The sequence below is a fragment of the Mesorhizobium sp. M0088 genome (genome assembly GCF_040322895.1).
Lineage (GTDB): Bacteria > Pseudomonadota > Alphaproteobacteria > Rhizobiales > Rhizobiaceae > Mesorhizobium.
Genome location: NZ_JAMYUI010000007.1, coordinates 66,014 through 90,672, shown reverse-complemented (window position 1 = coordinate 90,672; position 24,659 = coordinate 66,014). Strand labels below are relative to the sequence as shown.

Sequence of the window (24,659 nt, the reverse complement as noted above, 5' to 3'; positions counted from 1 at the left end):
GAAGACGGCGGGACTAAGGTCTTGCGCTGTAGACGCAAAGGTCCGAGTGGTCCTGTTAGGTTCCGGAAATGTCTGTTGGACGTTCCGCTATTTTATCCAATTGAAATGTGCGTTACCTGTATTTCCCGCCCGACATCGGCGCCTCATACGGCTGCCCGCCGCCCGGCTGAGTCCCCCTCAGCCGATGCGATCACCGCTTTTCGGATCGAACAGATGCAATTGGTCTGGTTCGACAACCAACCTCACCTCGTCGCCTGGCTTCACGCCGGCACGGCCCATGGCAAAGACGCAAAGCTGCTGGCTGGCCAGCTTGACGTAGAACTGCGTCGAAAGCCCGAGCGGCTCGACCACCCCCACCTCGCCCTTCAACGCGCCGTCATCCGCCAACTTGATATGCTCGGGCCGCAGACCGACGGTGATGGCGTCACCGTCCGTCAGCGGCAGGCCTTCCGGCAGGCGCAGCGCCTGGCCATCGGTCAGTACAGCCTCCGGGGTACCACCCTTGCGAACAATCGCCGGCAGGAAATTCATGCCGGGGGAACCGATGAAACCGGCGACGAACATGTTGGCCGGCCGATCATAGAGATCGAGCGGTGCGCCGACCTGCTGGATCAACCCGTCATGCATGACGACGATCCGGTCGGCCATGGTCATCGCCTCGATCTGGTCATGCGTGACATAAACCGATGTCGTCTTCAGCTGCTGGTGCAGCGCCTTGATCTCGGCGCGCATATGGACGCGCAGCTTGGCGTCGAGGTTCGACAGCGGCTCGTCGAACAGGAAAACCTTGGGATCGCGCACGATGGCACGCCCCATGGCGACGCGCTGGCGCTGGCCGCCGGACAGTTGCCGCGGCAGGCGCTGCAGGAACGTGTCGAGCCCGAGCCGCCTGGCGGCGCCGTCCACCCTGGCGTCGATCGTCGTTTTCTCCGCCTTCTTCAGGAGCAGGCTGAAACCCATGTTCTTCGACACGTCCATATGCGGATAGAGCGCGTAGGACTGGAAAACCATGGCGATGTCGCGGTCCTTGGGTGCCACGTCATTGACCAGCCGCTCGCCGATGCGGATCTCGCCGCCGGAAGCCTCCTCCAGCCCGGCGATCATGCGCAAGAGCGTGGACTTGCCGCAGCCTGACGGCCCAACCAGGACGACGAACTCGCCATCGGCGATTTCAAGGTCGACCGCGTGCAGGACGCGGACGGCGCCATAGTCCTTGCGGACGTTTTCGAGCGTAACAGAGGCCATCGATCTATCCTTTGACGGCGCCGGCGGTAAGGCCGGTGACGAGATAGCGTTGCAGGAAGGCGAAGAAGATACAGACCGGGATCAGCGCCAGGATGGACGCCGCCATCATTTGTCCCCAGTCGACGGCGAACTTGCCGATGAAGGTGAGCAAGCCGACGGCAAAGGTCTTCTGGTCGTCGCTGGAAATCAGCATCAGCGCGAACAGAAGCTCGCTCCAGGCAGCGGTGAAGACGAAGCCGAGCGTCGCGCCCATGCCGGGCAGCGTCAGCGGCACGATCACCTTGCGCATGGCCTGCGCGCGGGTGCAGCCGTCGATCATCGCGGCCTCTTCCAAATCCTTGGGGATGCCGTCGAAGAACGACTGCATCAGGAAGGTGGCAAAGGCCGTGTTGAAGGCGGTGTAGATGATGATCAGCCCGGTCAGGCTGTTGATCAGGCCGATCTGCCCCATCACGCGGTAGATCGGCGGAATGACCATCACCAGCGGAAAAGTCTGGGTGAGCAGCAACATCAGCGCCAAGGCTGCCTTGCCGCGAAAGGTGAAGCGCGACATGGCATAGCCGGCGAGCGTGGCGATGATCGTCACCAGTGCCGCTGTCGAGACCGAGACGATGACGCTGTTGAGGAAATAGCGCGGGAAATCGGTCGTCTCGAGCACGGTGACGAAGTTCTGCAGCGTCATGTGCGATGGCCAGAAGGTGATGCCTTCGGAATAGAGCAGCCGCTCCGGCGTGACCGAGATCTTCAGCGTCCAGTAGATCGGGAACAGGGCAAAGAGCACGTAGGCCGCGATTGCCGCGTAGAGGCCGATGCCGCCGAAGAAGCGCTGCGAGGCTGTGCGTCCTGCGATCATCAGACGTGCCTCACCAGCGTGCGACGGATGCCGATCAGGGCGATCGCATAGGCGATGAGCAGGATCAGCAACAGCACCGCCACCGCCGAGGCATAGCCCTTGTCCAGCGATTTGAAGGCGCTGACGTAGATGTAGACCGGCACCGTGTTGGTCGAGCCGGCCGGCCCGCCCTCCGTCATCACGAAGATCAGGTCGGCGAAGGTGGCGATCCAGATGGTGCGCAACATCACAGTGATGGCGATGGTCGGCGCCAGGAACGGCAGCGTCACCTTGGTGAAGCGCTGCCAGGGCGAGGCTCCATCGATAGCCGCTGCCTCATGCAGTTCCGATGGAATGGATTTCAGTGCCGCAAGGAGCGTGATGGCGAAGAACGGAATGCCGAACCAGATATTGGCGACGATCGGTCCCCACATGGCGGTTGAGGGATCGGACAGCACATTGGTCGGCTGGGCTTTCAGCCCCAACGCAAACAGCCAGTGCGGCAGCGGGCCGATGATCGGATTGAACAGCCAGGCCCAGGTCAGGCCTGACAGGAAGGACGGCACCGCCCAAGGCAGGAAGACCAGGGCTTGTACTGCCTTGCGGCCGCGAAACGGCTTGTCGAGCAGGAGCGCCAGGCCAAGGCCGAGGAAGAACTGGAAGAAAAGGCTGGCGACGGTCCACCACAACGTGTTGACCAGCGCCTGCCCCAGCACCTGATCCGACAGCATCGCCTGGTACTGCCCGAGCCCGACATATTCGGACTTGAACGCTGAGAACTTGCGGAAGGAGTAGCTGATGCCGATGACCAGCGGCACCAAAAGCACCACGACCAGCAGGATGATCGCCGGGCTGAGATAGAGCCATGGCTCGATGGCGGCGTGGGATAGCCGCTTGCGACGCGGCTTGCCGGCGGATCGTATTTCGGACACGGCATAAGTCATTGGGTGCTAAATCGTCTCCTGGAGGAGCGCCGGAATTGGCGACAAGCGTCCTTCTCCCCGTTCACGGGGAGAAGATGCCGGCAGGCAGATGAGGGGCAGCGCGAACCTATCGAGGCATAGCGCCGCCCCTCATCCGGCCCTATCGGGCCACCTTCTCCCCGTAAACGGGGAGAAGGGAAGAAAAACTACTTCTTGTTCTTCGCCAGCCAGTCCTGCTGTTCCTTGGTCAGGAAGGCAGCCCATTGGTCGGCGACGTCCTTGGCCGTCTTCTGGCCAAGCAGCACTTCCTGAAAATTCTTGATCGCCACCTGGTCGACGAAATTGCCGAGGTTCTCCAGATGCGTCGGCGGGGTGACCATTTCATATTTGGAGCTGTCGCTGAGCTCCGTGAACCAGCCCTTGAACTGCTCCGTCTTGAAATGGGGATCCTGGTCGGCGCCGTTGTGGATCGGGACGACGCCGACTTCCTTGGCCCATTCCAGATTGTCCTTCGGCGACAGAAGCGTCGCCATCAGCTTCCAGGCGTCGTCCTTGTGCTGCGAGTTGGCAAACATCGCCCAGCCGGCATAGCCCAGCGTCGGATAGGATTTGCCGCTCGGTCCGACCGGCAAAGGCGCCACGGCGAAATCGTCCGCGCTCATCTTGTCGGCGATGCCGAGCAGCGCGTCCGGATCCTGGTTGAGCATGGCACAGGTGCCGGAATAGAAGCCGGTGACCGTTTCGTTGAAACCCCAGCTCACCGCATCCTTCGGCGCCAATCCGTCCTTGTACATGTCGGCCAGCATCTGCAGGCCCTTGACCGAGCCTTCTTCGTTGATCGTCGAAGTGCCGTCCTCGTTGAAGTAGCCGCCCTTGCCGGCGGCGATGTTCATGAACATGTGCATGCCGTTGAAGGCGCCCGGCCCGCCGCGCAGGCAGTAGCCGTACTTCCCCGGGAGCGCGGAAATCTTCTTGGAATCGGCGATGAAATCGTCGAGCGTCGCCGGCGGTCCGTCGAGGCCGGCCTCCTTGAACAGCTTCTTGTTCCAGAACAGCGCGTTCACATAGTAGCCGTAGGGGATCATGAACTGGGTGTTGTTGACGGTCGAGCCGAACTGCTTGGCGCGGTCGCCGAGCGTCTTGGCATCATCCCATTTGGCCATATAGGGGCCGAGATCCTCGAGCTGGGCATTGTTGGCATAGAGGCCCATCCAGCGTTCCGGCATTTCGACGATGTCAGGCGTATCGCCGGCCTGCACCATGGTCAGGAATTTCTCGAACGCCTGGCCCCAGGGCAGCGAGATAAGCTCGACCTTGATGCCCGGATTGGCTGTTTCGAATTCGGCGATCTGCTTCTTCAGGAATTCGGTGCGCGGCGGGCTGGTGATGACTTCGACCATTTTCAGGGTCGAGTCGGCCACGGCATTTCCGGCGGAAATCGCCAGCCCCGCAACGGTGGCCAGCATGACGGTCAGTTTTTTCATGTTCAAGACTCCCATTTTGAACCCGCTTGTTATTTTCTGGCTTTTTCGAAGGCCTGGGCGACGTCAGCCCACAGGTCTTCGACACTCTCCAATCCGACATTGAAGCGGATGGTTCGGGGGCTGACGCCGAAGCGCGCCATCGAATTCAGGCCCGGCGTCTGCTCCAGCGACGCCTTGGCCGGTACGACCAGGCTTTCATGCCCGCCCCAGCTGACGCCGATGCGGAAATATTTCAGCGCGTCGACGAAGACGGGAATGTCGATATCGTCCGTCACCTCGAAGGAGAACAGACCGGCATAGCCGGCCAGCGTCGCCTTGCCCGGGTGGTTCGAATAGATGGGGTGGTTGACCCGCTCGACACTGGCATGCGCCTTCAGCCGTTCGGCGATGGTCAGGCCGCTCTTCATGTGGTGCGGCAGGCGCAGCGGCAGCGTGCGCAGGCCGCGCAGCAACAGCCACGCCTCGAACGGTGACAGCTTGCCGCCGAGATAGGAATAGGTCTGCTCGTTGATGTGCTTGATATGAGCGGCCGAACCCGCCACGACGCCCGCGACGGTGTCGCTGTGGCCGCCAAGGTATTTCGAGGCCGAATGCAGAACCAGGTCGACACCATGCGTGATCGGCTTCTGGAAGACCGGCGTCGCCCAGGAATTGTCGATCGTGGTGACGATGCCCTGTTCCTTGGCCAACCGTGTCAGATGCGCGATGTCCTGCAACTCGAACATCATCGAGGTCGGGCTTTCCAGATAAAGCAGCTTGGCGCCGGGAAGTGCCGCCGCGACCGCATCCGGGTCGGAGCCGTCGACATAGTCGACCTTGATGTTGAGGCGCGGCAACAGCCGCTCGAACAGCCGATAGGCATCGCCATAGCAATTGCGCACCGCCACGATGCGCTCGCCTGCCCCAACGAACGCAAGCACCGTGGCGCTGATCGCCGCCATGCCACTGGAAAAGCCGCGCGCTGCTTCTGCGCCTTCGAGCGCGGCGACACGTGCCTCGAACTCCATCACCGTGGGATTGTCGCCACGCGAATAGATCGGCTGCTTTCGTTTGCCGGCAAAAGTATTGGCCATCTCGGCATAGCTGGCGAAGGTGAACAGCGAGGTCTGGTAGATCGGCGGCACCACCGCACCGCCGGGGAACGGTTCGTCATGCGCCAAGAGTGTCGCCGCCTCGGCGAGATAGTCGTGATCGAAACCGGATGGATGCTCGTTCATGTCTGGCTCGAAAGTTTGAGTTTGGCCGCACCGCGCTTGAGATCGTCCTCGACGGTGGCGATCAGCTTGAGCGCTTCGGCGCGGGCGCCCTGTGGGTCGCGCGCGGCAATGCATTCGTAGATGGCGCGGTGATAGGGAAAGCTGGCGTGGCCGAAATCACGAACGCCGAGCGGATGCTCCCAGAAGCGGTGGAACAATTCGTACATGGCGGCGATGATCTGCTCGAACAGCGGATTACCCGAAGCCCGGTAGATCGCCTGGTGGAACTCCCAATCCTCTTCCGACGACATGCCGTCGCGCGTGCGGAACGCCTGCTCCATGATGTCGAGCTTGCGTGCGATTTCGGCGATGTCGGCCTGGCTGGCGCGTTCGGCGCAAAGGGCTGCGGCTTCCGCCTCCAGCGCGCGGCGGATCTCCATTGTCTGCATCAGACTGGTGAAATCATTGCCGCCCGCCAGCGTCAGCGGCATGTGCAGCATATCGTGTGAAACAGCCGCCTTGAGATAGGTGCCGCTGCCCTGCCGGCGCTCGACGAGGCCGAGCCCTTCCCAGCGTGTCAGTGCCTCGCGCACGGTGTTGCGGCTGACCTTCAGCCGCTCGGCCAGAATGCGTTCGGTTGGAAGCCGCTCGCCCGGCTGCAAGGCCTCGGCGCGAACAAAGCCCACCAACGCCTTCAGCACGGCGTCGTCGCGCGCCGTGGTCTGAATGGGTGGCAGGCTGTTCTGGTCCACATTTCCTCCAAATGGTCCAATGGTCCAACCAATTTCTGCACAGAAGGAAGCTCCTGTCAACCAACTGTCAGGAGCACTGTCGGAGGGAGGAGCGCAATACTCTCAAGGCGATCGCGCGGTCGCACTTCGATCGTGTCTGCTAACCTGCGGTGGCAGGCGGCCCGAACCAGGTGGTCAGCGCGTCCACCAGGCCCTGTTGGGTTCCCGCCCCGGCCCAAGCCACATAACCATCGGGCCGGATCAAGACCGCGTCGGGCGAAACGACCGTCCCGAGAGCCGGGAGGTCCCAGATACCGGCGTAACCGGCGTCGATCTGCCGGACCCGATCAGCCCAGGGCGCGATGTCCAGCCTGCCGGGCTCACCGAGGCTGAGCAGCACGGGCCGCGCGTCGTGCAGCAAGGTGAAGACCCGCAACAGTCCGCCGGCGGTGGCCAGATCAAGATCGGGTATTCGCCGCCCAAGCAGTGGATGCCCCTCGCCAAGGTCGTAATGAACACCCAGACCAGACATCTCCGCAGCGATTTTCTTGCGAGCTTCATCCATGCCGAGCAACTCGGCAACGGTATCGGCCAAGGCCTTGCTGCGGTCATCCGTGCGGCGAAGCGCAACCTGCGCCATCGTGTTGCGCAACACGCGGGCGGCGACCGGATGGCGCTCGGCGTGATAGCTTTCGAGCAGGCTTTGCGGCGATGTCCCCTTGATGATTTGGGCCAGCTTCCATCCAAGGTTCACCGCATCCTGCACGCCGATGTTGAGGCCCTGTCCGCCCATCGGCGGATGGATGTGCGCGGCATCACCCGCCAGCAGCACGCGCCTGTCGCGATATGCGGTGGCCTGGCGCGTCATGTCGGTGAAGCGGGAGAGCCAGGTCGGGCTGTGGACCCCGAAGTCGGTGCCGTAGACGGCAGTCAGCGCCTCGCTGAGCTCGCGCAGGGTCGGTTCGCCGCGCGCCTCCAGGCGGGGCTCCGTCAGCACGACGCCAACCTTCTTGCCGCCCTCGATCTTACCCAGAGCATGAATTCCGGAGGCGTTGCTGCGGAAGCCCCATGCCGGTTCTTCCGACATTTCGACCTCGGCAATCATCCAGCTCATCGTCGGATCCCATCCGGCGAACTCGATACCGGTCGCCTTGCGAATGGTGCTGCGGCCTCCGTCACAGCCGACCAGATATGCGGCCCTCAGGCGGTGACCGGTGGACAGTTCGACGTCGACGCCGCTGTCGTCCTGGGTAAACCTCGTAACCTCGTGTCCGCGATAGATCGGTACCTTCAACTCGCCGACCCAGTCGGCCAGGATGCGCTCGATGTGGTTTTGCCGCAGCGCCAGCAGATAATTGTGCCGGGTTGGGAAGTCGCTGATGTCCAGGCGGATCATGTGAAAACCCACGGCCGGGCTCACTTGGCCCTCCGAGAGGAACCGATCCGCAATTCCGCGCTGGTCGAGCACCTCAAGGGTTCGCGCATGCAGGCCGCCTGCGCGCAATCCTGCCAATTTCTGATCCGGTCGCCTTTCGACAATGGCAACGTCCACGCCTGCCAGCGCCAGTTCGCCAGCCAGCATCAATCCCGTCGGACCACCCCCGGCGATCACAACCGCATGATCTGAAATCATTATCATAACTCCCGTTTTCCGCACCCTGGCTTGGGTCGCGGTTTTACGGGAGGAGCCGGGTCTTGCTGCAAGCCCCTTGTGCGCCATATGTATGAAATGGAAGGGGTGCTCTTCCCCTCGTCGTTGGCTGCCCTCACAGCGAAACTGTGTAGGAACGACTACCCCGATTTCACATGCAAAAACGCAGATTCCTCCGTGCTTTGGCACGGAGTTCTGATGTTCTTTTGGAGAGAAGGGGGCCGGTCGGCGTTTGGCAGCGGTACGAGGAGGCCACTATGTGCCAGCGCCGGCCGGCCGACCCCACGGACCCAGGAGATGCGGCGGACCTGAGCATCATGGGGTATTCCCAGGATCGGAGCCGGTTTTGCATCCTCGTGCCGGCTTCGTCTTGGCCTGCACAGTTGCGCAAGAGCTTATGAAAATCAACAGTTTCTTAACCAAGGCTCGCGAATCGCTTGGATTAAGGTAAACGGGTAACCCTGTCGGGTTGACAGGATAATCGGGGTTGGATCGCTACGCCGCCTTGGCGACGACGCGATTTCGGCCGCCGCTTTTGGCTTCGTAGAGCGCGAGATCGGCACGCTTCATCAGCGCCGCCACCGTGTCCACGCCCTTCAGCACCGACGACACGCCGACGCTGACCGTGACTTCGATCGCCTTGCCGTCCTGCCCGATGGCGAAAGCCGCCTGGGCGATTTCGGCGCGAATGCGTTCGGCTACCTTCTCGGCCACCGCGCCCTCGGTGTCCGGCATCACCACGACGAACTCCTCCCCGCCAAAGCGGCAGGCAAGGTCGATACCCCTGACATTCTTGCGCAGCCGTCGTGCGAATTCCCGCAGAACCTCGTCGCCGCCGTCATGACCGTGCGCATCGTTGATCGCCTTGAAGCGGTCGAGGTCGGTGATCATCACCGACAGCGGCCGGCGCCGCGCCACGGCTCGATCGAACAGCGTCTGCAGGTGGCTATCCAGATAGCGGCGGTTGTGCAGCCCGGTCAGTCCATCGGTCACCGCCATTTCGATGGTCTGGGTGACGCTGGCGCGCAGCTGGTCGTTGTAACGCTTGCGGCGCACCTGGGTGCGCAGCCGCGCCGTCAATTCCTGCTGGTCGATCGGCCGCATCAGATAATCATTGATGCCGAGTTCGAGGCCGCGGATGATGCGTTCCTCCTCGCCCTCCTCCGCCAACAGGATGATCGGCACGGAACGGGTGCGATCGAGCGAGCGCAACTGCGAACAGAGCCTCAGCGGATCGAAATCGGCGAACGCGGTCGAGATCATCACGCATTCATAGGACGTCTCGGCGGCCTGGAAGAAACCGGCATGCGGATCATGTGTGACGTCGAGATCGGCCCGGTCGCGCAGCATCTTCTGGATGCGCTCGACGGATGATTTGCGTTCGTCGATCAAAAGCACCTTGGGCGTCGTGTCCTCGGATGCGAAATTGCGGCTGAGCAACTCCTCGATGCCGATGTTGCGCGTCGTCGAGGCGCGCAGCCGCAACTCGTCGGTCAGCGACTTCAGGCGAACCAGGCTCTTGACGCGCGTCATAAGCTGCAGGTCGTTGACCGGCTTGGTCAGGAAGTCGTCGGCACCGGCCTCGAGCCCGCGGACGCGGTCGGAGACCTGATCGAGCGCGGTGATCATCACCACCGGAATGTGCGATGTCGCCGGATCGCTCTTCAGCCGCCGACAGACCTCGAAGCCGTCCATGTCCGGCATCATCACGTCGAGCAGCACGACATCGACCTTGCCGTTCTCACAGGTCTCGATCGCATCCGGCCCGTTGGTGGCGGTCAGCACTTCGAAATATTCGGCCAGCAGCCGCACTTCCAGCAGCCGCACATTGGCAGGGATATCGTCGACGACGAGGATCCGCGCAGTCATTTCACAAGGCTCCGGCTCGGCTGAAGGGGCACATCACGCATCGCCCAGATAGGATTTGATGGTTTCGATGAAACGCGGCACCGAGATCGGCTTAGAAATATAAGCCTCGCAGCCGCCCTGGCGGATACGTTCCTCGTCGCCCTTCATGGCGAAGGCGGTCACCGCAATGACCGGGATGACGTGCAGTTCGTCGTCTTCCTTCAGCCATTTGGTCACTTCAAGCCCCGACACTTCAGGCAATTGGATATCCATCAGGATCAGATCCGGCCGGTGCTGGCGCGCCAAATCGAGCGCTTCCAGACCGTTTCGGGTGCGCACGGTCTCGTAACCGCTTGCCTCGATGAGGTCCCGAAAGAGCTTCATATTGAGCTCATTGTCTTCGACGATCATAACCTTCTTCGGCATCGATTTCCCGTCCCGGCTGCCCTTCCGCTTCGAAGGCAACCGTCATGCGCCCATGTCTGAACGCATCAAACCCTGCTTCACTTTACGGCAATATGATTGACGAAACGGAAATCCGCGGCTGGAAAACAGCGCGAATTCCACCTCGTCCCCTGCGCGTCCAAAGGGCGCGCCACGCTCTAATGGCTTGCCGCAAGCAACTCTTGCCATTACTGCGGGAGAGACTCATTCCACACACCGAAGGTAGTGATGGCAAACGCAGCGTCAATGCGCGAAGAAGCGGAATCGATTGCCGTGAAGGCCCTGGGCTTCGTCGCCTCCGATCCGGAGCTTCTGCCGCGCTTTCTGGCAATCACCGGCATAGAGGTCCATTCGATCCGCAAAGCCGCCAGCGAGCCGGGTTTTCTGGCCGGTGTCCTGCAGTTCATCCTCGCCCACGAGCCGACTCTGATGCGCTTTGCCGAGGAAACCGGCACCCCGCCGGCGGCTGTCGGCAAAGCCTTGCGGTCGCTGCCGCTGGGCGACGACAACCACGAGCATTCCATATGAGCGATGATCCGGAAACCGCGCGCCAGATCGAAGAACTGGCAGCCGACGACCGACCCTTGCTTGTCCTCGATGTCGACGATGTCGTGCTCGAATTCATCCGACCGTTTCCGAATTTCCTCAAGGCGCGCGGCTATGGCCTGACGCTGGCCTCCTTCCGGCTGACCGGCAACATCGCAGAGACCGCCAGCGGCCGCCTGATCGAACAGCCCGAAGTCACGGCACTGCTGGCCGATTTCTTTGACGCGCAAGCCGATTGGCAAAACATTACTGACGGCGCGTCAGAAGCCCTGGCAGGGCTTGGCGATCGCGCGGAAATCATCTTGCTGACGGCCATGCCGCACAAACACCGTGCCGTGCGTCGCGTCCATCTCGACGCGCTTGGGCTGAGCTACCCGCTTCTGACCACTGAAATGGCCAAAGGACCGGCAGTGGCCAAGCTTCGCGGCAAGGCCGGCCGACCGGTGGTCTTCGTCGACGACCAGCCGCACAATCTGGCCTCGGTACGGGAATCGGTCGCCGACGCAGAACTGTTCCACCTGATGGCCGACAATTCGCTGCGCGCATTCCTGCCGCCGGTGACGGACGATGTGGTCGTCGTCCAGGACTGGCACGAGGCAGCGCCCAACATCGCAAGCGCGCTGGGGCTCTGAACTCCAGCTTCAGGGGTTCAGTTCGCCCCTGCGCCGCCGCTGTCGTCTCCGCTGTCATCGGCGCCGTCACCATCATCCACGCTGTCGTCCACGGCCGGATCGGCAGGCTTCAGCATGACGCCATTGACGGTGACCGAGCCATCGGCCTTGGCATTGACGATCCATTCCAGCCGGCCATCGGGCAGCGTCTTGCCAAAGCCCTTCGCCATGAGAGCGACTGGAACGTATTGGCCAACCTCCGGTTCCGACTTTGCCGCTTCCTGCAGGCCTTCGACAAGCTTGTCGAAGCCGGCGACATCGACGGTTACGCTTCCTTCGGGCTTTTCGCCTGGGAATGTCATCTCGCCTTCCAGCGCGATCTCCGTGTCCTTGTTCTTCACGGTGCTGTGGCCAAGCACGACCTTCGGCATCTTGGCCATGAAGTCGACTTTAAGCTGCTCGCCGAATTCGGCCGACAGCGGCGGATTCTTATTGAGATCAAAGGCTTCGATCGCCTTCTTCGCCATGCTGTCGAGATCGATATTGGCGCCGCCAAAGTTCAAATCGACATCGGTGGGCAACAACCCCACGCTCCAGCTCGGCAGAAGCTGGGTCGGCACGGTCAGCCCCGATGCCTTGATGCCGTACGTGATCGTGCCGTTCTGGGCCACGCCATCGGTGCCGAACACGGTGCTGAGCTGGGTGGCGCCGAAATTGCCGACCGGGCTTTCCACCGCGAAATCCTTAAAACCGTAGGTCCCGTCGATACGCTGCCAAAGCGGCAAGGCGGCGAGCAGAAGCGATTTGAGCTGCGCCTGGTTGGCCTTCAGCGTCGCCTCGTCCTCGTTGCCCACCGCAAATGCCAGGAGATCGAGCAATGGCTTGGTCCGCACGCCCTTGCCGCTGGCTTCGACCGACAGTTCCGGCGACCTGACGGTGACCGGGAATTTCAACCCGCTCTCCGGATCGTCGAAATTGATCGCTTCGACAAAGCTCGACACCTTTTGCGAGGTTGTGAAATCGACGCCCCCGGTCGCCGACTTGGTCGCGGCAACGGTCGCGATGCCGGCGCCCGTGCTGGCTTCCATGTGCTGCTTGGCATCCTTCGATGCCATCGTCATGCCGGCCATCGAGCTGGTGCCGCTGGTGAAGGCCGCCAGATTTGGATCGTAGACGCCCGAGCCCTTGCCGTCCTTGATCGAAAACTGAGTGCTTTGCAGCCCCTCGGGTCCGTTGAACTCGAAGGAGGCGGTTTGGGAGAAATCCATGGAGACATCCCAGGACCCGTCGCTGCGCGGCTTGACCATCAGGGCATAGGGCGCGAAGTCGAACTTCAGCAGTTTCTGGTCCGGAAACGATGCCGCAAGTGCCTTGAAATCGAACAGGATCCTGTAGGCGCCACCTTCAAGCGAAACCTTCAAAATGCCTTTGTCGATGGCCTGCTTGCCGACATAGCGGGACAAGTCGTCGGATAATTGCTTCGCACCCTGACTATCGACGGTCTGACCGAACGCAGGCGCGCTCAACGCAAGGAGGAAAACGAATGGCAGGGCACGGTTCACGCGAATTCTCCGTTTGACCTAATGCATGTCGCCCAAAAGTGGTCCCCGTTTGGGAGAACGACATGCATAAACAAAACCCCAAAGCGCATGCGCTTTAGAAGGGACGTCCGTCTGGTATGAAATTACTGCTGCAACCGCAAGGTGAGATCACCAAGCCACGAGCGGACCTCATCAAAGCACCAGCCGCATCAGCGGGCGGCCCGCCTTGCGTTCCACCAGCCGCTCGAAACCCGCCTTCTCGAAGACCCGTGACGAGCCGACGAACAGGCCGATCGAGCGCGAATCGCGAGATAGATCCATCGGGCACGCCTCGAGCAGCCGGGCTCCATTCTGGCGTGCGAAATTTATGCCGCCTTCGACGAGGCGATGCGTGATGCCCCTGCCGCGGGCCTTGACGCGGATGAAGAAGCAGGAGATCGCCCAGACGCCCGGATCCGTTCCGTCGGCAGGATCGACCGGTGCCGAGCCCCTGCCCTGATTGTTCCATTCGGGCACGTCGGCGCGCGGTCCGATCTGCATCCAGCCGACCGCCTGACCGTCCTCGAATGCCAGCAGTCCGGGCGGCGGGCCGGCCTCGATACGCGCCTTGATGTGGTCCTTGTTGCGTTCCCGGCTGCTCTCGCGCCGCACCGCCGGCGCCAGCCGGAAATGCGTGCACCAACAGCCGTAGCAGGCGCCTTGCTTGCCGAAGAGGTCCTCGAATTCAGCCCAAAGCTCGGGTGCAAGTGGCGCTATGGTCGTGCTCATGCGTTCTCCCCAGGCCAGCCTTGTCGCTGGCCTTGCACTGTCGTACCATTGCATCTGTTCTCTTTATGTTCGCAGCGATGGCGGCCCCTGTCAACAATCCCGATCACGGTTTTTGCCGCGACTGCCTGACGTTTCAGCGCAGCCAGGCGCGCCGCTGCGAGCGCTGCGGCAGCCCGCGGCTTGCGCGCCATCCAGAGCTTTACCGGCTGCATCTGGCCCATATCGATTGCGACGCCTTCTATGCGGCGATCGAAAAGCGCGACAATCCGGCGCTCAAGGACAAGCCGCTGATCATCGGCGGCGGCAAGCGCGGCGTCGTCTCCACCGCATGCTATATCGCCCGCATCCAAGGCGTGCGCTCGGCCATGCCGATGTTCAAGGCGCTCGAAGCCTGCCCGGAGGCGGTGGTCATCAGCCCCAACATGGAAAAATACGTGCGCGTCGGCCGCGAAGTGCGCGCCATGATGCAAGCGCTGACACCGCTGGTCGAGCCGCTGTCGATCGACGAGGCGTTTCTCGACCTCGCCGGCACCGAACGGCTGCACGGCCTGCCGCCCGCTGTGGTGCTGGCGCGCTTCGCGCAGGCCGTCGAGAAGGAGATCGGCATCACCGTTTCGGCCGGCCTGTCCTATTGCAAGTTCCTCGCCAAGATTGCGTCTGACTTTCGCAAGCCGCGCGGTTTCTCGGTCATCGGCGAGGCCGAGGCAGTCGGCTTCCTCTCGGCGCAGCCGGTGACCATGATCTGGGGTGTCGGAAAGGCATTCAACGCCACGCTGGAGCGTGACGGCATCCGCACCATCGGCCAGTTGCAGCAGATGGATCGCGGCGACCTGATGCGCCGCTACGGCACGATGGGCGACCGGCTCTACCACCTTTCGCGCGGCGAGGACGTCCGCCGCGTCGATCCCGACCAGGATGCCAAGAGCGTATCGGCCGAAACCACCTTCGACACCGATATCGCGTCGCTGGAGGAACTGGTCGCGGTTCTCAGGGGCCTTTCGGAAAAGGTCTCGGCACGGCTGAAAAAGTCAGGCATTGCCGGGCGCACCGTGGTCTTGAAGCTGAAGACCCAGGATTTCAAGCTGCGCACGCGCAATCGCCAGCTCGGCGATCCGACCCGGCTCGCCGACCGCATCTTTCAGACCGGGGTGGAGCTTCTGCGCAAGGAAACCGACGGCACGAAGTATCGGCTGCTCGGCATCGGTGTCAGCGACCTCTCGGACGACGACAAGGCCGACCCGCCCGATCTGGTCGACATCCAATCGCGCAAGCGCGCCATGGCCGAAGGCGCCATCGACGCCCTGCGCGACAAGTTCGGCCGCAAGGCGGTGGAAACCGGCTACACATTCGGCAAGGGCCGCCACACCCATCCGCCGGAGCCGCTCGAGGATTAGGTGCGCTGCAGATCAATCCTGCTCGTCACCACGCTCTTGCCGGTTTTCGGGTCGGTGTCGATGACGGTCAGCCGCATGCCGTTCTCGCCGCGTTTCTCGACCTTCATCTGCGCCCTTCGGTCGCCATTGACCTCCTTGGCCCAGCGAATGCCCAGGTTGATCGCGTTGCCCGAACGGCTGCCGTTAAGCTGCGCCGGTCCCGTGCGAGAGCCGACATAGGTGCCGCTGTATTTGGCACCGCTGGCCTTCAGGTCCGCGCTGATGGCGCGCGTGACCACGACAAGTCCCCGGCAATTGCCGTCGAGCGACAGGGAGGTCGATGTCGCGTTCGAGCTGAACGTGCAGGACACGTTCACGGTCGGCGCATCGGTGGTGACCTTGACGATACCCTTGCCGGCGAAATTGCCCTTGAACGCCTGGAGAAATTGGGCCTCGTCGGCATGTGCCGCGCCTGCCGCAACCAATAAGCCGCCGGCAAGCGCGAATTGCGCGAAGGATCTCATTGAAGCTCTCCTTGTCGATCTTGAAAAAGGCGGGACGGTCCGCGAGCACGGCTGACCACCGGAACTCAACGCCACTTGCCGTTTCAGGTTCCGCCCGCCACACGACTGTTTTACAACATCCAGCCAGTCGCGACTGGCCCAGAAGAATGCCTTGTGTAGCGATTGCGGCAGAAGCCCTCGCCTGCGACATAGCGCGAATGGCACCCACCCCCTCGATCCCCAAGGCCGCGTTTTGGATGGCACTGTCGATCGCTTCCTTCCTTGGGATGACGGTCGCCGGCCGAGCCACGACAGCGGAGCTCAACGTCTTCCAGGTGCTTGAGTTGCGCTCTGTGATCGGCTTCTTCATCCTTCTGCCGCTGGTGATGATGAGTGGCGGTTTTCGAGCCATGCGCACGCAGCGCCCCATTGCCCATATCGCCCGCAACGTCATCCATTACACGGGCCAGGCGGCCTGGCTCTACGCCCTCACTTTGATCCCGCTGGCGGTGCTGATCTCGATCGAATTCACAACGCCGATCTGGACAGCTATCCTGGCGGTGATTTTTCTGGGCGAAAGGCTGAACCGGCCCAAGCTGGCAGCGATCGGGCTGGGGCTGATCGGCGTGGTGATCATCGTGCGCCCCGGTGTCGGCTCGGTCGACCTTGGACATCTCGTCGTGCTGGGTGCCGCGGCCTGCTTCGGCATCTCGGTGGTCACGATCAAATCGCTGACCCGGACTGACAGCGTCGTGCGCATCATCTGCTGGATGCTGATTATCCAGTCGATGGTCGGTCTCATCCCGGCGCTCTATACGTGGCGCAATCCGCCACTGGAGCTATGGCCGTGGATCGTGCTGATCGCTTTCACCGGGATGTCGTCGCATTTCTGTATGGCCCGCGCGCTTGGCTATGCCGATGCGACCATCGTCTCGCCGATGGATTTTCTGCGCGTGCCGTTATCGGCGCTGATTGGCTGGCTGCTCTATAGCGAGCAGATCGATGCCTTCACCGCCGGCGGCGCGCTGCTGATCCTGATGGGCAATCTGCTCAATCTTCAGCGCAGGGCGATAAAGCCGGCCGAAGTGGCGGCGTCGTAGTCCCGCCGGCCGTCAGTTCCCTTCGTCGGGTATGTTGAGGAGATGGCCGCAGGCCTTGCAATGCACGGCGTCCGGCTCGTGCCGCCGCAAGCCGCACTGCGGACAGGGAAACAACACCTTGGCTGGCCGGAAGATCGCCTGCGCCAGTCTGACAAACAGCGATATGCCGATGATCATGGTGACGATTGCCGTCAGCTTGCCGGCCATGCCCGGCAGCACGATGTCGCCGAAGCCGGTCGTCGTCACCGTGGCGACGGTGAAATAAAGCGCGTCGATATAGTTTTCCAGGCCGGCGCCAGTGCGGAAGAAGAACGTGTAGACGAAGCCGGTGATGACGAACAGGAAGGTCAAAAGATTGATGACCGCGTGGCTGGCCTCTCGCCACGGCCGCAGGCCGCGCATCTCGAAATGGCGCCAGAGCGAACCGCTGCGCGACAGCGACCACAGCCGCAGAATGCGCAGGAAGGCGAGATTGGCAAACGCCGTCGGCATCAGCAGCGTCAAAAGGATGAAGACATCGACCCACGACGTCGGCTGCTTCATCAGCCGCAGCATGTTTTTGGAGGCAAGCAGCCGGGCGACCAGATCCGCGGCGACAAGCGCGGCCGCCGAATAGTCGAGCCAGAGGAAGGACGGCTTGTCCTGAAGAACCGGCGTCGCGATGAAGAAGGCGATGATGGCGAGGTCGATGACTACGGCCACCAGTTGGAACCGGAAAGCGGCCGGCGTGCGCCCATGATAGAGCCTGCGCAGCCGGTCACGCAGCCGCGCCAAGGCTGAAACCGCCTGCGACCCGTTCCTCTGCGCCGGCTTCATGCTGACTGCACTGGCGTTCGCGGCAGCGACCGCCCGGCTGACCGCCGCGCGCGAGAAAGAGCGGGGGTCACACCAACTCCACTTCGACCACGCCCGGCACCGCGCGCATCGCCGAGGCGATCTGTGGCGAAATCCGGTAGCGGTTCGGCAGCTCGATTTCGATTTCCCCCTCGCCCTCTTCCTTGATCAGCACGAAGCTGACCTGGCCTTCGCCCCTGACGGTCAGTTGGCCGGCCAGCGTGTTGATCGGCGAGGCGTTGCGCACGAAGATGCGAAGTGCCTTCTGGATACGGCTTGCCTCGTCCTCCAGCGACTGCACTGAGTTGATGCGCAGATTGACGCCTTCCGGCCTGTCCTCGGCGGCAACGGTGATGACCACGGAGCGGCCGGCCTCGAGCAGATCGCGATATTGCGCCAGTCCTTCGGAAAACAGCACGGCTTCGTACTGGCCGGATGTGTCGGAAAAGGCGATAACGCCCATCTTGTTGCCGGTGCGCGTCTTGCGCTCCTGCTTGGACGTCACCGTACCGGCCAGACGGCCGGCGGCGGCACCGCGTTTGACGGCCGCCGAAAACTCGGCCCACGTCTGAACCCGCATCTTCTGCAGGGCTGCCTTGTACTCGTCGAGCGGGTGCGCCGAGAGATAGAAGCCGACCACCTGGAATTCACGGTGCAGCCGGTCGGCGGCGAGCCATGGCTCCGTCGCCGGCAGATTGAGTGCCTGCGACTGGGCGCCGAGCGAAGCGCCGAAGATGTCGTGCTGGCCGGAAACCGCGTTCTGCTGCGCCAGCGACGCCAGTCCCATCATGCGTTCCACGCCCGCCGTCATCGATGCGCGGTCGTGGCCGAAGCAATCGAGCGCGCCGGCCATGATCAGGCTTTCGAAGACGCGCTTGCCGACGATCTTGGGATCGACCCGCTCGCAGAAATCGGCGAGGTTCTTGAACGGCTTTTCGCCACGCTGGGCAACGATGTGCTCGACCGCCGCATCGCCGACGCCCTTGAGCGCTGCCAGCGAATAGTAGATGCGGTTCTCACCGACCTCGAAGGGGCGAAAGCTCGATGTCACCGAAGGTGCCAGAACCTCGATGCCAAGGCGCAGCGCGTCCTGGCGGAAATCGGCCAGCTTGTCGGTGTTGCCCATGTCGAGCGTCATCGACGCCGCCAGGAACTCGACCGGATAATGCGCCTTGAGATAGGCGGTCTGGTACGAAACCACCGCATAGGCGGCGGCGTGCGATTTGTTGAAACCATAGTCGGCGAACTTGGCCAGCAGGTCGAAAATGAAGTCGGCTTGCGGCTTGCCGACGCCACGCTCGACCGCGCCGGAGACGAAGCGCTCGCGCTGCTTGTCCATCTCGGCGCGAATCTTCTTGCCCATGGCGCGGCGCAGCAGATCGGCTTCGCCGAGCGAGTAGCCGGACAGCTCCTGCGCGATCTGCATCACCTGTTCCTGGTAGACGATGACGCCTTGCGTCTCCTTCACCAGATGGTCGATCTTGGGATGGATCGACGCCATCTCCTCCTCGCCATGCTTTCTGGCGTTGTAGGTCGGAATGTTCTCCATCGGACCGGGGCGGTAGAGCGCAACCAGCGCGATGATGTCCTCGATGCAGTCGGGCCGCATGCCGATCAGCGCCTTGCGCATGCCGGCGCTTTCCACCTGGAACACGCCGACCACTTCGCCGCGCGACAGCATGGCGTAGGTCTCGGGATCGTCGAGCGGGATCGTTGCCAGGTCGATCTCGATGCCGCGCCGGCGGATCAGCTTCACAGCCGTTTCCAGCACCGTCAGCGTCTTCAGGCCGAGGAAGTCGAACTTCACCAGCCCGGCCTGCTCAACATATTTCATGTTGAACTGGGTGACGGGCATGTCCGAGCGCGGATCGCGGTACATCGGCACCAGTTCCGACAACGGCCGGTCGCCGATGACGATGCCGGCGGCATGGGTCGAGGCGTGGCGGTAAAGGCCCTCCAGCTTCTGCGCCATGTCGAGCAGCGTCTGGACGATCGGCTCCCTCTCGGCCTCTTCGGCAAAGCGCGGCTCGTTGGCGATGGCGTCGGCGAGCTTGACCGGGTTGGCCGGATTCTGCGGCACCATTTTGGAGAGCTTGTCGACCTGGCCATAGGGCATTTGCAGGACGCGGCCGACGTCGCGCAGCACGGCGCGCGCCTGCAGCGTACCGAAGGTGATGATCTGGCCGACCTGGTCGCGGCCGTATTTCTGCTGGACGTAGCGGATGACCTCCTCGCGCCGATCCTGGCAGAAGTCGATGTCGAAGTCGGGCATCGACACGCGGTCGGGATTGAGGAATCGCTCGAAAAGCAGCGAGAAGCGCAGCGGATCGATGTCGGTGATGGTCGTCGAATAGGCGACCAGCGAGCCTGCGCCCGAACCGCGGCCCGGCCCGACCGGAATGCCCTGCGCCTTGGCCCATTTGATGAAGTCGGCAACGATCAGGAAGTAGCCGGGAAACTTCATCTTGGTGATGATGCCAAGCTCGAAATTCAACCGCTCGCGGTATTGCTCGACGGTGTAGCCCGCAGTCGGGCCATGCATGGCGAGGCGCGCGTCGAGCCCCTCATGCGCCTGGCGGGCCAGTTCGTCGGCTTCCGCCTGCACGGCGGCGTCATTGTCAGCGACATCGCCGCCGGTGAAGCGCGGCAGGATCGGATTGCGGTTTTTGGGATAATAGGAGCAGCGCAGCGCGATCTCGACAGTGTTGTCGATCGCTTCTGGCAGATCGGCAAAGAGCCTGGCCATATCGGCCTGGCTGCGCAGGAAATTGTCCGGCGACAGCCGGCGACGATTGTCGGCGGCGACGACCGATCCTTCGGCGATGGCGATCAGCGCGTCATGTGCGTCATAGTCGTCACGAGAGGAAAAGAACGCCTCGTTGGTGGCGACCAGGGGCAGTTCATGGGCGTAGGCCAGATCGATCGAGGACTTTTCAATCACGCGATCATAACCGGAAACCCGGTCCAACTCGACATAGAGCCGGTCGCCGAACATTGCCTTGAGGGTTAAAAGCCGGGCTTCGGCCAGATCGCGGCGATCTTCCTTGAGCGCGGTGCCGATCGGTCCGCGCGGCCCACCGCTGAGGCAGATCAATCCGTCACAAAAGCCTTCCATCATTTCCGTGGTCAGGTGCACGGCTTCGCCTGGCGGCGTTTCGAGGTAGACGCGGCTGACCAGCCTGACCAGGTTGGAATAGCCGGCTTCGGTCGCGGCGAGCAGGACGACCGGCCGCATATCCGGGCCCTGGCGCCTGCGGTCGCGCTGGCCATCGCTGTTTTCGCCGGAAAAGGCGAGCGCGGTCTGGCAGCCGATAATCGGCTGGATGCCGTCCTTCACCGCCTTCTGCGCGAATTCCAGTGCGCCGAACAGATTGTTGGTGTCGGTGACGGCGATGGCCGGGGCTTCGTCCTTGACGGCGTGAGCCACCACCTTGCCGATCTGCAAGGCGCCTTCCAGCAGGGAATAGGCCGAATGCACCCGCAAATGGACGAAGGGCCGCGCCGGCGCCTCCGGCCGCGCCGCAGCAATCGCTGCTTCGCGCTTCAAGGGATCGCGGGGAAGTTTTTCGTCGGCCATGGTGCTGTGTGAAGGTCCTTGAGTCGATGGAGATGTATTGTCCGGGACCGCGCGATGCCAGTCCAGCACAAACCACTGCTGATCACAGGCTGCCTGCCCCGCCAGGCCTTACGCAAACTCCATGATCACCGCGTCGACAGCCAGGCTGTCACCCGGTTTGGCGTTGAGCTTGGAGACGACAAGGTCACGTTCGGCACGCAGCACGTTTTCCATCTTCATCGCTTCGACCACCGCCAAGGTCTCGCCGGCCTTGACCTCCTGGCCTTCGGCAACGGCAATCGACACGACAAGGCCGGGCATCGGGCAAAGCAGCAGGTTCGACGTGTCCGGCGCCACCTTTTCGGGCATCAGCCTTTCCAGCTCGGCGGTGCGCGGCAGCATGGCGCGCGCGGTCACCGACATGCCTTTCCAGGCTATGCGAAAGCCGTTGGCAACCGGCCTGACCTGAGCCGTAACCTTGCGCTTGCCGACCGTGCCGCGCCAGACCAGGTCGCCCGGCCGCCAGTCTGATGCAACGGTCAACGCCCTGCCGGCCTCGATCGACAGATCGATTTCCATCGGAATGGAAATCATGCCCTCGATAATCGAGGCCGACAGATAGTCATCGCCGATCTTTACCACCCAGTCGCGCTTCAGAGCTCCCGAATGCGGCGCCAGCCGCCCGCCCAGCCGGTCGAGCCGGTCACGGCGCAGCAGTTCCACCGCCGTCGCAATCGACGCCAGCACGGCCTTCTCATCGTCGTTCGGTACGACCGGCGCGAAGCCGTCGGGATATTCCTCCGATATGAAAGCGGTCGATATCCGCCCTTCCCGCCAACGCGGATGCTGCATCAAGGCAGCCAGGAACGGAATGTTGTGCTCGATACCGTCGACGACGAAGCTGTCGAGCGCTTCCGACATGGCATCGATCGCCTCCAGACGCGTCGGCGCCCAGGTGCACAGCTTGGCGAGCATCGGATCGTAGAACATCGAGATTTCGGAGCCCTCGGTGACGCCGGTGTCGTTGCGGATGATGACATCGCCGAATTGTCCTTCCTCAGGTGGCTGGTAGCGTGTCAGCCGGCCGATCGACGGCAAGAAGTTGCGGTAGGGGTCTTCGGCATAGAGCCGGCTTTCCACTGCCCAGCCGTTCAGTTTGACATCGCTTTGTTTGATGGCAAGCTTTTCGCCGGCGGCGACGCGGATCATCTGCTCGACCAGATCGATGCCGGTGACGAGCTCCGTCACCGGATGCTCGACCTGCAATCGTGTATTCATTTCAAGGAAATAGAAGTTCCTGTCCTTGTCGACGATGAATTCGACCGTGCCGGCGCTCTGGTAATCGACGGCCCTGGCCAGCGCCACCGACTGCTCGCCCATGGCCTTGCGTGTCGCGGCGTCCAGGAATGGCGATGGCGCCTCTTCGGCGACCTTCTGGTTGCGTCGCTGGATCGAGCATTCGCGCTCGCCGAGATAGAGCGCGTTGCCATGCGCGTCGGCCAGCACCTGGATTTCGATGTGGCGCGGATCGACAACGAATTTCTCGATGAAGAGACGATCGTCGCCGAACGAACTCTTGGCTTCCGAGCGCGCGCGGTCGAAGCCGTTGCGCACTTCGGCCTCGCTCCAGGCGATGCGCATGCCCTTGCCGCCGCCGCCGGCCGAAGCCTTGATCATCACGGGATAGCCGATTTCGCCGGCAATCTTTTCGGCATGGTCGGCATTCTCGATGACGCCGAGCCAGCCGGGCACGGTGGAAACCTTGGCGGCGTTGGCGAACTTCTTCGATTCGATCTTGTCGCCCATCGCCTTGATGGCCTTGGGCTTCGGGCCGATGAAAATGATGCCTTCCGCTTCCAGCGCTTCGCAGAAGGCCGCCCGCTCTGACAGGAATCCGTAGCCGGGATGCACGGCCTGGGCCCCCGTTTCCTTGCAGGCGGCGATGATCTTTTCCGGGACGAGATAGCTCAGCGCGGCTGGCGAAGGCCCTATATGCACCGCCTCGTCGGCCATCTCGACATGCACGGCATCGCGATCGGCATCGGAATAGACGGCAACCGTGGCGATGCCCATCTTGCGCGCCGTCTTGATGACGCGGCAAGCAATTTCGCCGCGATTGGCGATCAGGATCTTGGTGAACATGCGAAATGTCATCCCTCGGGTCGGCCGTTCCTTTTATGGCCTGTGCTTGCAGGGTCAAGCCGACCATGCAATTCACTGCCTTTCAATCGACTTGCGATTCCAATTCATCGCTGTGGCCCAGTCAGGGAGCCAGCCGCCAGTTGATCGTGTCGGCAAAACCTGAAACCTTGGAAAAAACTCGCATTGGAGGACGTCTGATGAAAACCCGCGCCGCTGTCGCTGTCGCCGCCGGAAAGCCGCTGGAGATCATGGAGGTCGATCTCGACGGCCCACGTGAGGGCGAGGTTCTGGTCGAGATCAAGGCGACAGGCATCTGCCACACCGACGAATTCACGCTGTCGGGTGCCGATCCGGAAGGTCTGTTTCCGGCCATCCTCGGCCATGAGGGCGCCGGCGTCGTCGTCGATATCGGCAAGGGCGTCACTTCGCTCAAGAAGGGCGATCACGTCATCCCGCTCTACACGCCCGAATGCCGCCAGTGCCATTCCTGCCTGTCGCGAAAAACCAATCTGTGCACGGCCATCCGCGCCACCCAGGGCCAGGGCCTGATGCCCGATGGTTCATCGCGCTTCTCGATCGGCAAGGACAAGATCTTTCACTACATGGGCTGTTCGACCTTCTCCAACTTCACCGTGCTGCCCGAGATCGCGCTGGCCAAGGTCAACCCCGACGCGCCCTTCGACAAGATCTGCTACATCGGCTGCGGCGTCACCACCGGCATCGGCGCTGTGATCAACACCGCCAAGGTCGAGATCGGCGCCACCGCCGTGGTCTTCGGCCTCGGCGGCATCGGCCTCAACGTGATCCAGGGCCTGAAACTTGCCGGCGCCGACATGATCATCGGCGTCGATTTGAACAACGACAAGAAGGAGTGGGGCGAGCGGTTCGGCATGACGCATTTCGTCAATCCGAAGGAGATCGACGGCGATGTCGTGCCCCACCTCATCAACATGACCAAGCGCGGCGCCGACCAGATCGGCGGCGCCGACTACACATTCGACTGCACCGGCAGCACCAAGGTGATGCGCCAGGCGCTGGAAGCCTCGCATCGCGGCTGGGGCAAGTCGGTCGTCATCGGTGTCGCCGGCGCCGGCCAGGAGATTTCCACACGGCCGTTCCAGCTGGTCACCGGCCGCACCTGGATGGGAACCGCCTTCGGTGGCGCGCGCGGCCGCACCGACGTGCCCAAGATCGTCGACTGGTACATGGACGGCAAGATCCAGATCGACCCGATGATCACTCACACGCTGAAGCTCGAGGACATCAACAAGGGTTTCGATCTCATGCATGAGGGCAAATCGATCAGAAGCGTCGTGGTTTACTGAGGAAGA

20 protein-coding genes are annotated in these 24,659 nt (G+C 62.5%); 5 read left to right on the top strand and 15 right to left on the bottom strand.

What is annotated here, in order from left to right; all coding sequences use genetic code 11:
* Positions 1-177: 177 nt before the first annotated feature.
* The 9 genes from NKJ67_RS10500 to NKJ67_RS10460 all read right to left on the bottom strand — a co-directional run bounded on the left by NKJ67_RS10500 (position 178) and on the right by NKJ67_RS10460 (position 10,336).
* On the bottom strand, positions 178-1,245 hold the full coding sequence (locus NKJ67_RS10500) for an ABC transporter ATP-binding protein (protein ID WP_256748186.1): 1,068 nt from the start codon (positions 1,243-1,245) through the stop codon (positions 178-180).
* A gap of 4 nt (positions 1,246-1,249) precedes the next feature.
* Entirely contained in the window at positions 1,250-2,098 is an 849-nt protein-coding gene (locus tag NKJ67_RS10495) for a carbohydrate ABC transporter permease (RefSeq protein ID WP_256748185.1), read from the bottom strand.
* Positions 2,098-3,021 carry a carbohydrate ABC transporter permease gene (locus NKJ67_RS10490; RefSeq protein WP_127327422.1) on the bottom strand — a complete coding sequence of 308 codons (924 nt, stop codon included), beginning with the start codon at positions 3,019-3,021 and terminating at the stop codon, positions 2,098-2,100. Before NKJ67_RS10490 ends, NKJ67_RS10495 begins: the two co-directional genes overlap by 1 nt.
* 185 nt (positions 3,022-3,206) lie before the next feature.
* On the bottom strand, positions 3,207-4,484 hold the full coding sequence (locus tag NKJ67_RS10485; protein WP_127270754.1) for an ABC transporter substrate-binding protein: 1,278 nt from the start codon (positions 4,482-4,484) through the stop codon (positions 3,207-3,209).
* 29 nt (positions 4,485-4,513) lie between these two features.
* Positions 4,514-5,701 (bottom strand): PLP-dependent transferase, encoded by a 1,188-nt coding sequence (locus tag NKJ67_RS10480; protein WP_352581282.1) that lies wholly within the window; start codon positions 5,699-5,701, stop codon positions 4,514-4,516.
* A complete protein-coding gene (locus NKJ67_RS10475) occupies positions 5,698-6,432 on the bottom strand; it encodes a FadR/GntR family transcriptional regulator (RefSeq protein WP_256748182.1) in 735 nt (244 codons plus the stop codon). The genes NKJ67_RS10480 and NKJ67_RS10475 overlap by 4 nt, the downstream gene beginning before the upstream one ends.
* Before the next feature lie 139 nt (positions 6,433-6,571).
* The gene (locus NKJ67_RS10470; RefSeq protein WP_352581281.1) at positions 6,572-8,044 is read right to left on the bottom strand and encodes an FAD-dependent monooxygenase; all 1,473 of its coding nucleotides are present in this window, start codon (positions 8,042-8,044) and stop codon (positions 6,572-6,574) included.
* Between the two features lie 513 nt (positions 8,045-8,557).
* Complete coding sequence (locus tag NKJ67_RS10465) at positions 8,558-9,931, bottom strand: PleD family two-component system response regulator (RefSeq protein WP_352581280.1); 1,374 nt, start codon at positions 9,929-9,931, stop codon at positions 8,558-8,560.
* Positions 9,932-9,964: 33 nt separating this feature from the next.
* Positions 9,965-10,336, bottom strand: coding sequence for a response regulator (locus NKJ67_RS10460; protein ID WP_013531932.1), 372 nt, complete (start codon positions 10,334-10,336; stop codon positions 9,965-9,967).
* Positions 10,337-10,582: 246 nt separating this feature from the next.
* Between NKJ67_RS10460 and NKJ67_RS10455 the strand changes: the two genes are divergently transcribed.
* Positions 10,583-10,882, top strand: coding sequence for a DUF3572 domain-containing protein (locus NKJ67_RS10455; protein ID WP_024503583.1), 300 nt, complete (start codon positions 10,583-10,585; stop codon positions 10,880-10,882).
* The gene (locus NKJ67_RS10450; protein WP_352581279.1) at positions 10,879-11,532 is read left to right on the top strand and encodes a hypothetical protein; all 654 of its coding nucleotides are present in this window, start codon (positions 10,879-10,881) and stop codon (positions 11,530-11,532) included. The genes NKJ67_RS10455 and NKJ67_RS10450 overlap by 4 nt, the downstream gene beginning before the upstream one ends.
* Positions 11,533-11,549: 17 nt before the next feature.
* On the opposite strand, the gene NKJ67_RS10445 is transcribed toward NKJ67_RS10450, so the two are convergent.
* Together NKJ67_RS10445 and NKJ67_RS10440 are read right to left on the bottom strand one after the other, a co-directional pair.
* Positions 11,550-13,073 carry a hypothetical protein gene (locus tag NKJ67_RS10445; protein WP_352581278.1) on the bottom strand — a complete coding sequence of 508 codons (1,524 nt, stop codon included), beginning with the start codon at positions 13,071-13,073 and terminating at the stop codon, positions 11,550-11,552.
* 171 nt (positions 13,074-13,244) lie between these two features.
* Entirely contained in the window at positions 13,245-13,820 is a 576-nt protein-coding gene (locus NKJ67_RS10440; protein WP_292335501.1) for a GNAT family N-acetyltransferase, read from the bottom strand.
* Between the two features lie 65 nt (positions 13,821-13,885).
* Between NKJ67_RS10440 and NKJ67_RS10435 the strand changes: the two genes are divergently transcribed.
* A complete protein-coding gene (locus tag NKJ67_RS10435) occupies positions 13,886-15,214 on the top strand; it encodes a DNA polymerase IV (RefSeq protein ID WP_128308000.1) in 1,329 nt (442 codons plus the stop codon).
* On the opposite strand, the gene NKJ67_RS10430 is transcribed toward NKJ67_RS10435, so the two are convergent.
* A complete protein-coding gene (locus NKJ67_RS10430) occupies positions 15,211-15,717 on the bottom strand; it encodes a hypothetical protein (protein WP_292454764.1) in 507 nt (168 codons plus the stop codon). The two genes, NKJ67_RS10435 and NKJ67_RS10430, sit on opposite strands and share 4 nt — an antisense overlap.
* A gap of 197 nt (positions 15,718-15,914) precedes the next feature.
* Here NKJ67_RS10430 and NKJ67_RS10425 point away from each other — a divergent pair, with 197 nt between their 5' ends.
* Entirely contained in the window at positions 15,915-16,796 is an 882-nt protein-coding gene (locus NKJ67_RS10425; RefSeq protein WP_352581277.1) for a DMT family transporter, read from the top strand.
* A gap of 12 nt (positions 16,797-16,808) precedes the next feature.
* Here the strand turns inward: NKJ67_RS10425 and NKJ67_RS10420 are convergent, their stop codons facing one another.
* The 3 genes from NKJ67_RS10420 to NKJ67_RS10410 form a co-directional block, all read right to left on the bottom strand.
* On the bottom strand, positions 16,809-17,612 hold the full coding sequence (locus NKJ67_RS10420; protein ID WP_027036812.1) for a potassium channel family protein: 804 nt from the start codon (positions 17,610-17,612) through the stop codon (positions 16,809-16,811).
* A 67-nt stretch (positions 17,613-17,679) separates the two neighbouring features.
* Positions 17,680-21,207 (bottom strand): DNA polymerase III subunit alpha, encoded by a 3,528-nt coding sequence (dnaE, locus tag NKJ67_RS10415; RefSeq protein ID WP_352581276.1) that lies wholly within the window; start codon positions 21,205-21,207, stop codon positions 17,680-17,682.
* Positions 21,208-21,315: 108 nt separating this feature from the next.
* Entirely contained in the window at positions 21,316-23,328 is a 2,013-nt protein-coding gene (locus tag NKJ67_RS10410; RefSeq protein WP_128288523.1) for an acetyl-CoA carboxylase biotin carboxylase subunit, read from the bottom strand.
* Between the two features lie 197 nt (positions 23,329-23,525).
* Between NKJ67_RS10410 and NKJ67_RS10405 the strand changes: the two genes are divergently transcribed.
* Positions 23,526-24,653, top strand: a complete 1,128-nt coding sequence (locus tag NKJ67_RS10405) for an S-(hydroxymethyl)glutathione dehydrogenase/class III alcohol dehydrogenase (RefSeq protein WP_127810553.1) — start codon at positions 23,526-23,528, stop codon at positions 24,651-24,653.
* Positions 24,654-24,659 lie beyond the last annotated feature (6 nt).

Bases quoted from the DNA above. Each gene is read 5' to 3' on its own strand.
- NKJ67_RS10485 (WP_127270754.1), bottom strand. From the start codon at position 4,484: ATGAAAAAACTGACCGTCATGCTGGCCACCGTTGCGGGGCTGGCGATT.
- NKJ67_RS10425 (WP_352581277.1), top strand. From the start codon at position 15,915: ATGGCACCCACCCCCTCGATCCCCAAGGCCGCGTTTTGGATGGCACTG.
- NKJ67_RS10420 (WP_027036812.1), bottom strand. From the start codon at position 17,612: ATGAAGCCGGCGCAGAGGAACGGGTCGCAGGCGGTTTCAGCCTTGGCG.
- NKJ67_RS10440 (WP_292335501.1), bottom strand. From the start codon at position 13,820: ATGAGCACGACCATAGCGCCACTTGCACCCGAGCTTTGGGCTGAATTC.
- NKJ67_RS10460 (WP_013531932.1), bottom strand. From the start codon at position 10,336: ATGCCGAAGAAGGTTATGATCGTCGAAGACAATGAGCTCAATATGAAG.
- NKJ67_RS10455 (WP_024503583.1), top strand. From the start codon at position 10,583: ATGGCAAACGCAGCGTCAATGCGCGAAGAAGCGGAATCGATTGCCGTG.
- NKJ67_RS10470 (WP_352581281.1), bottom strand. From the start codon at position 8,044: ATGATTTCAGATCATGCGGTTGTGATCGCCGGGGGTGGTCCGACGGGA.
- dnaE (WP_352581276.1), bottom strand. From the start codon at position 21,207: ATGGCCGACGAAAAACTTCCCCGCGATCCCTTGAAGCGCGAAGCAGCG.
- NKJ67_RS10435 (WP_128308000.1), top strand. From the start codon at position 13,886: ATGTTCGCAGCGATGGCGGCCCCTGTCAACAATCCCGATCACGGTTTT.
- NKJ67_RS10410 (WP_128288523.1), bottom strand. From the start codon at position 23,328: ATGTTCACCAAGATCCTGATCGCCAATCGCGGCGAAATTGCTTGCCGC.
- NKJ67_RS10490 (WP_127327422.1), bottom strand. From the start codon at position 3,021: ATGACTTATGCCGTGTCCGAAATACGATCCGCCGGCAAGCCGCGTCGC.
- NKJ67_RS10465 (WP_352581280.1), bottom strand. From the start codon at position 9,931: ATGACTGCGCGGATCCTCGTCGTCGACGATATCCCTGCCAATGTGCGG.
- NKJ67_RS10430 (WP_292454764.1), bottom strand. From the start codon at position 15,717: ATGAGATCCTTCGCGCAATTCGCGCTTGCCGGCGGCTTATTGGTTGCG.
- NKJ67_RS10495 (WP_256748185.1), bottom strand. From the start codon at position 2,098: ATGATCGCAGGACGCACAGCCTCGCAGCGCTTCTTCGGCGGCATCGGC.
- NKJ67_RS10500 (WP_256748186.1), bottom strand. From the start codon at position 1,245: ATGGCCTCTGTTACGCTCGAAAACGTCCGCAAGGACTATGGCGCCGTC.
- NKJ67_RS10450 (WP_352581279.1), top strand. From the start codon at position 10,879: ATGAGCGATGATCCGGAAACCGCGCGCCAGATCGAAGAACTGGCAGCC.
- NKJ67_RS10480 (WP_352581282.1), bottom strand. From the start codon at position 5,701: ATGAACGAGCATCCATCCGGTTTCGATCACGACTATCTCGCCGAGGCG.
- NKJ67_RS10405 (WP_127810553.1), top strand. From the start codon at position 23,526: ATGAAAACCCGCGCCGCTGTCGCTGTCGCCGCCGGAAAGCCGCTGGAG.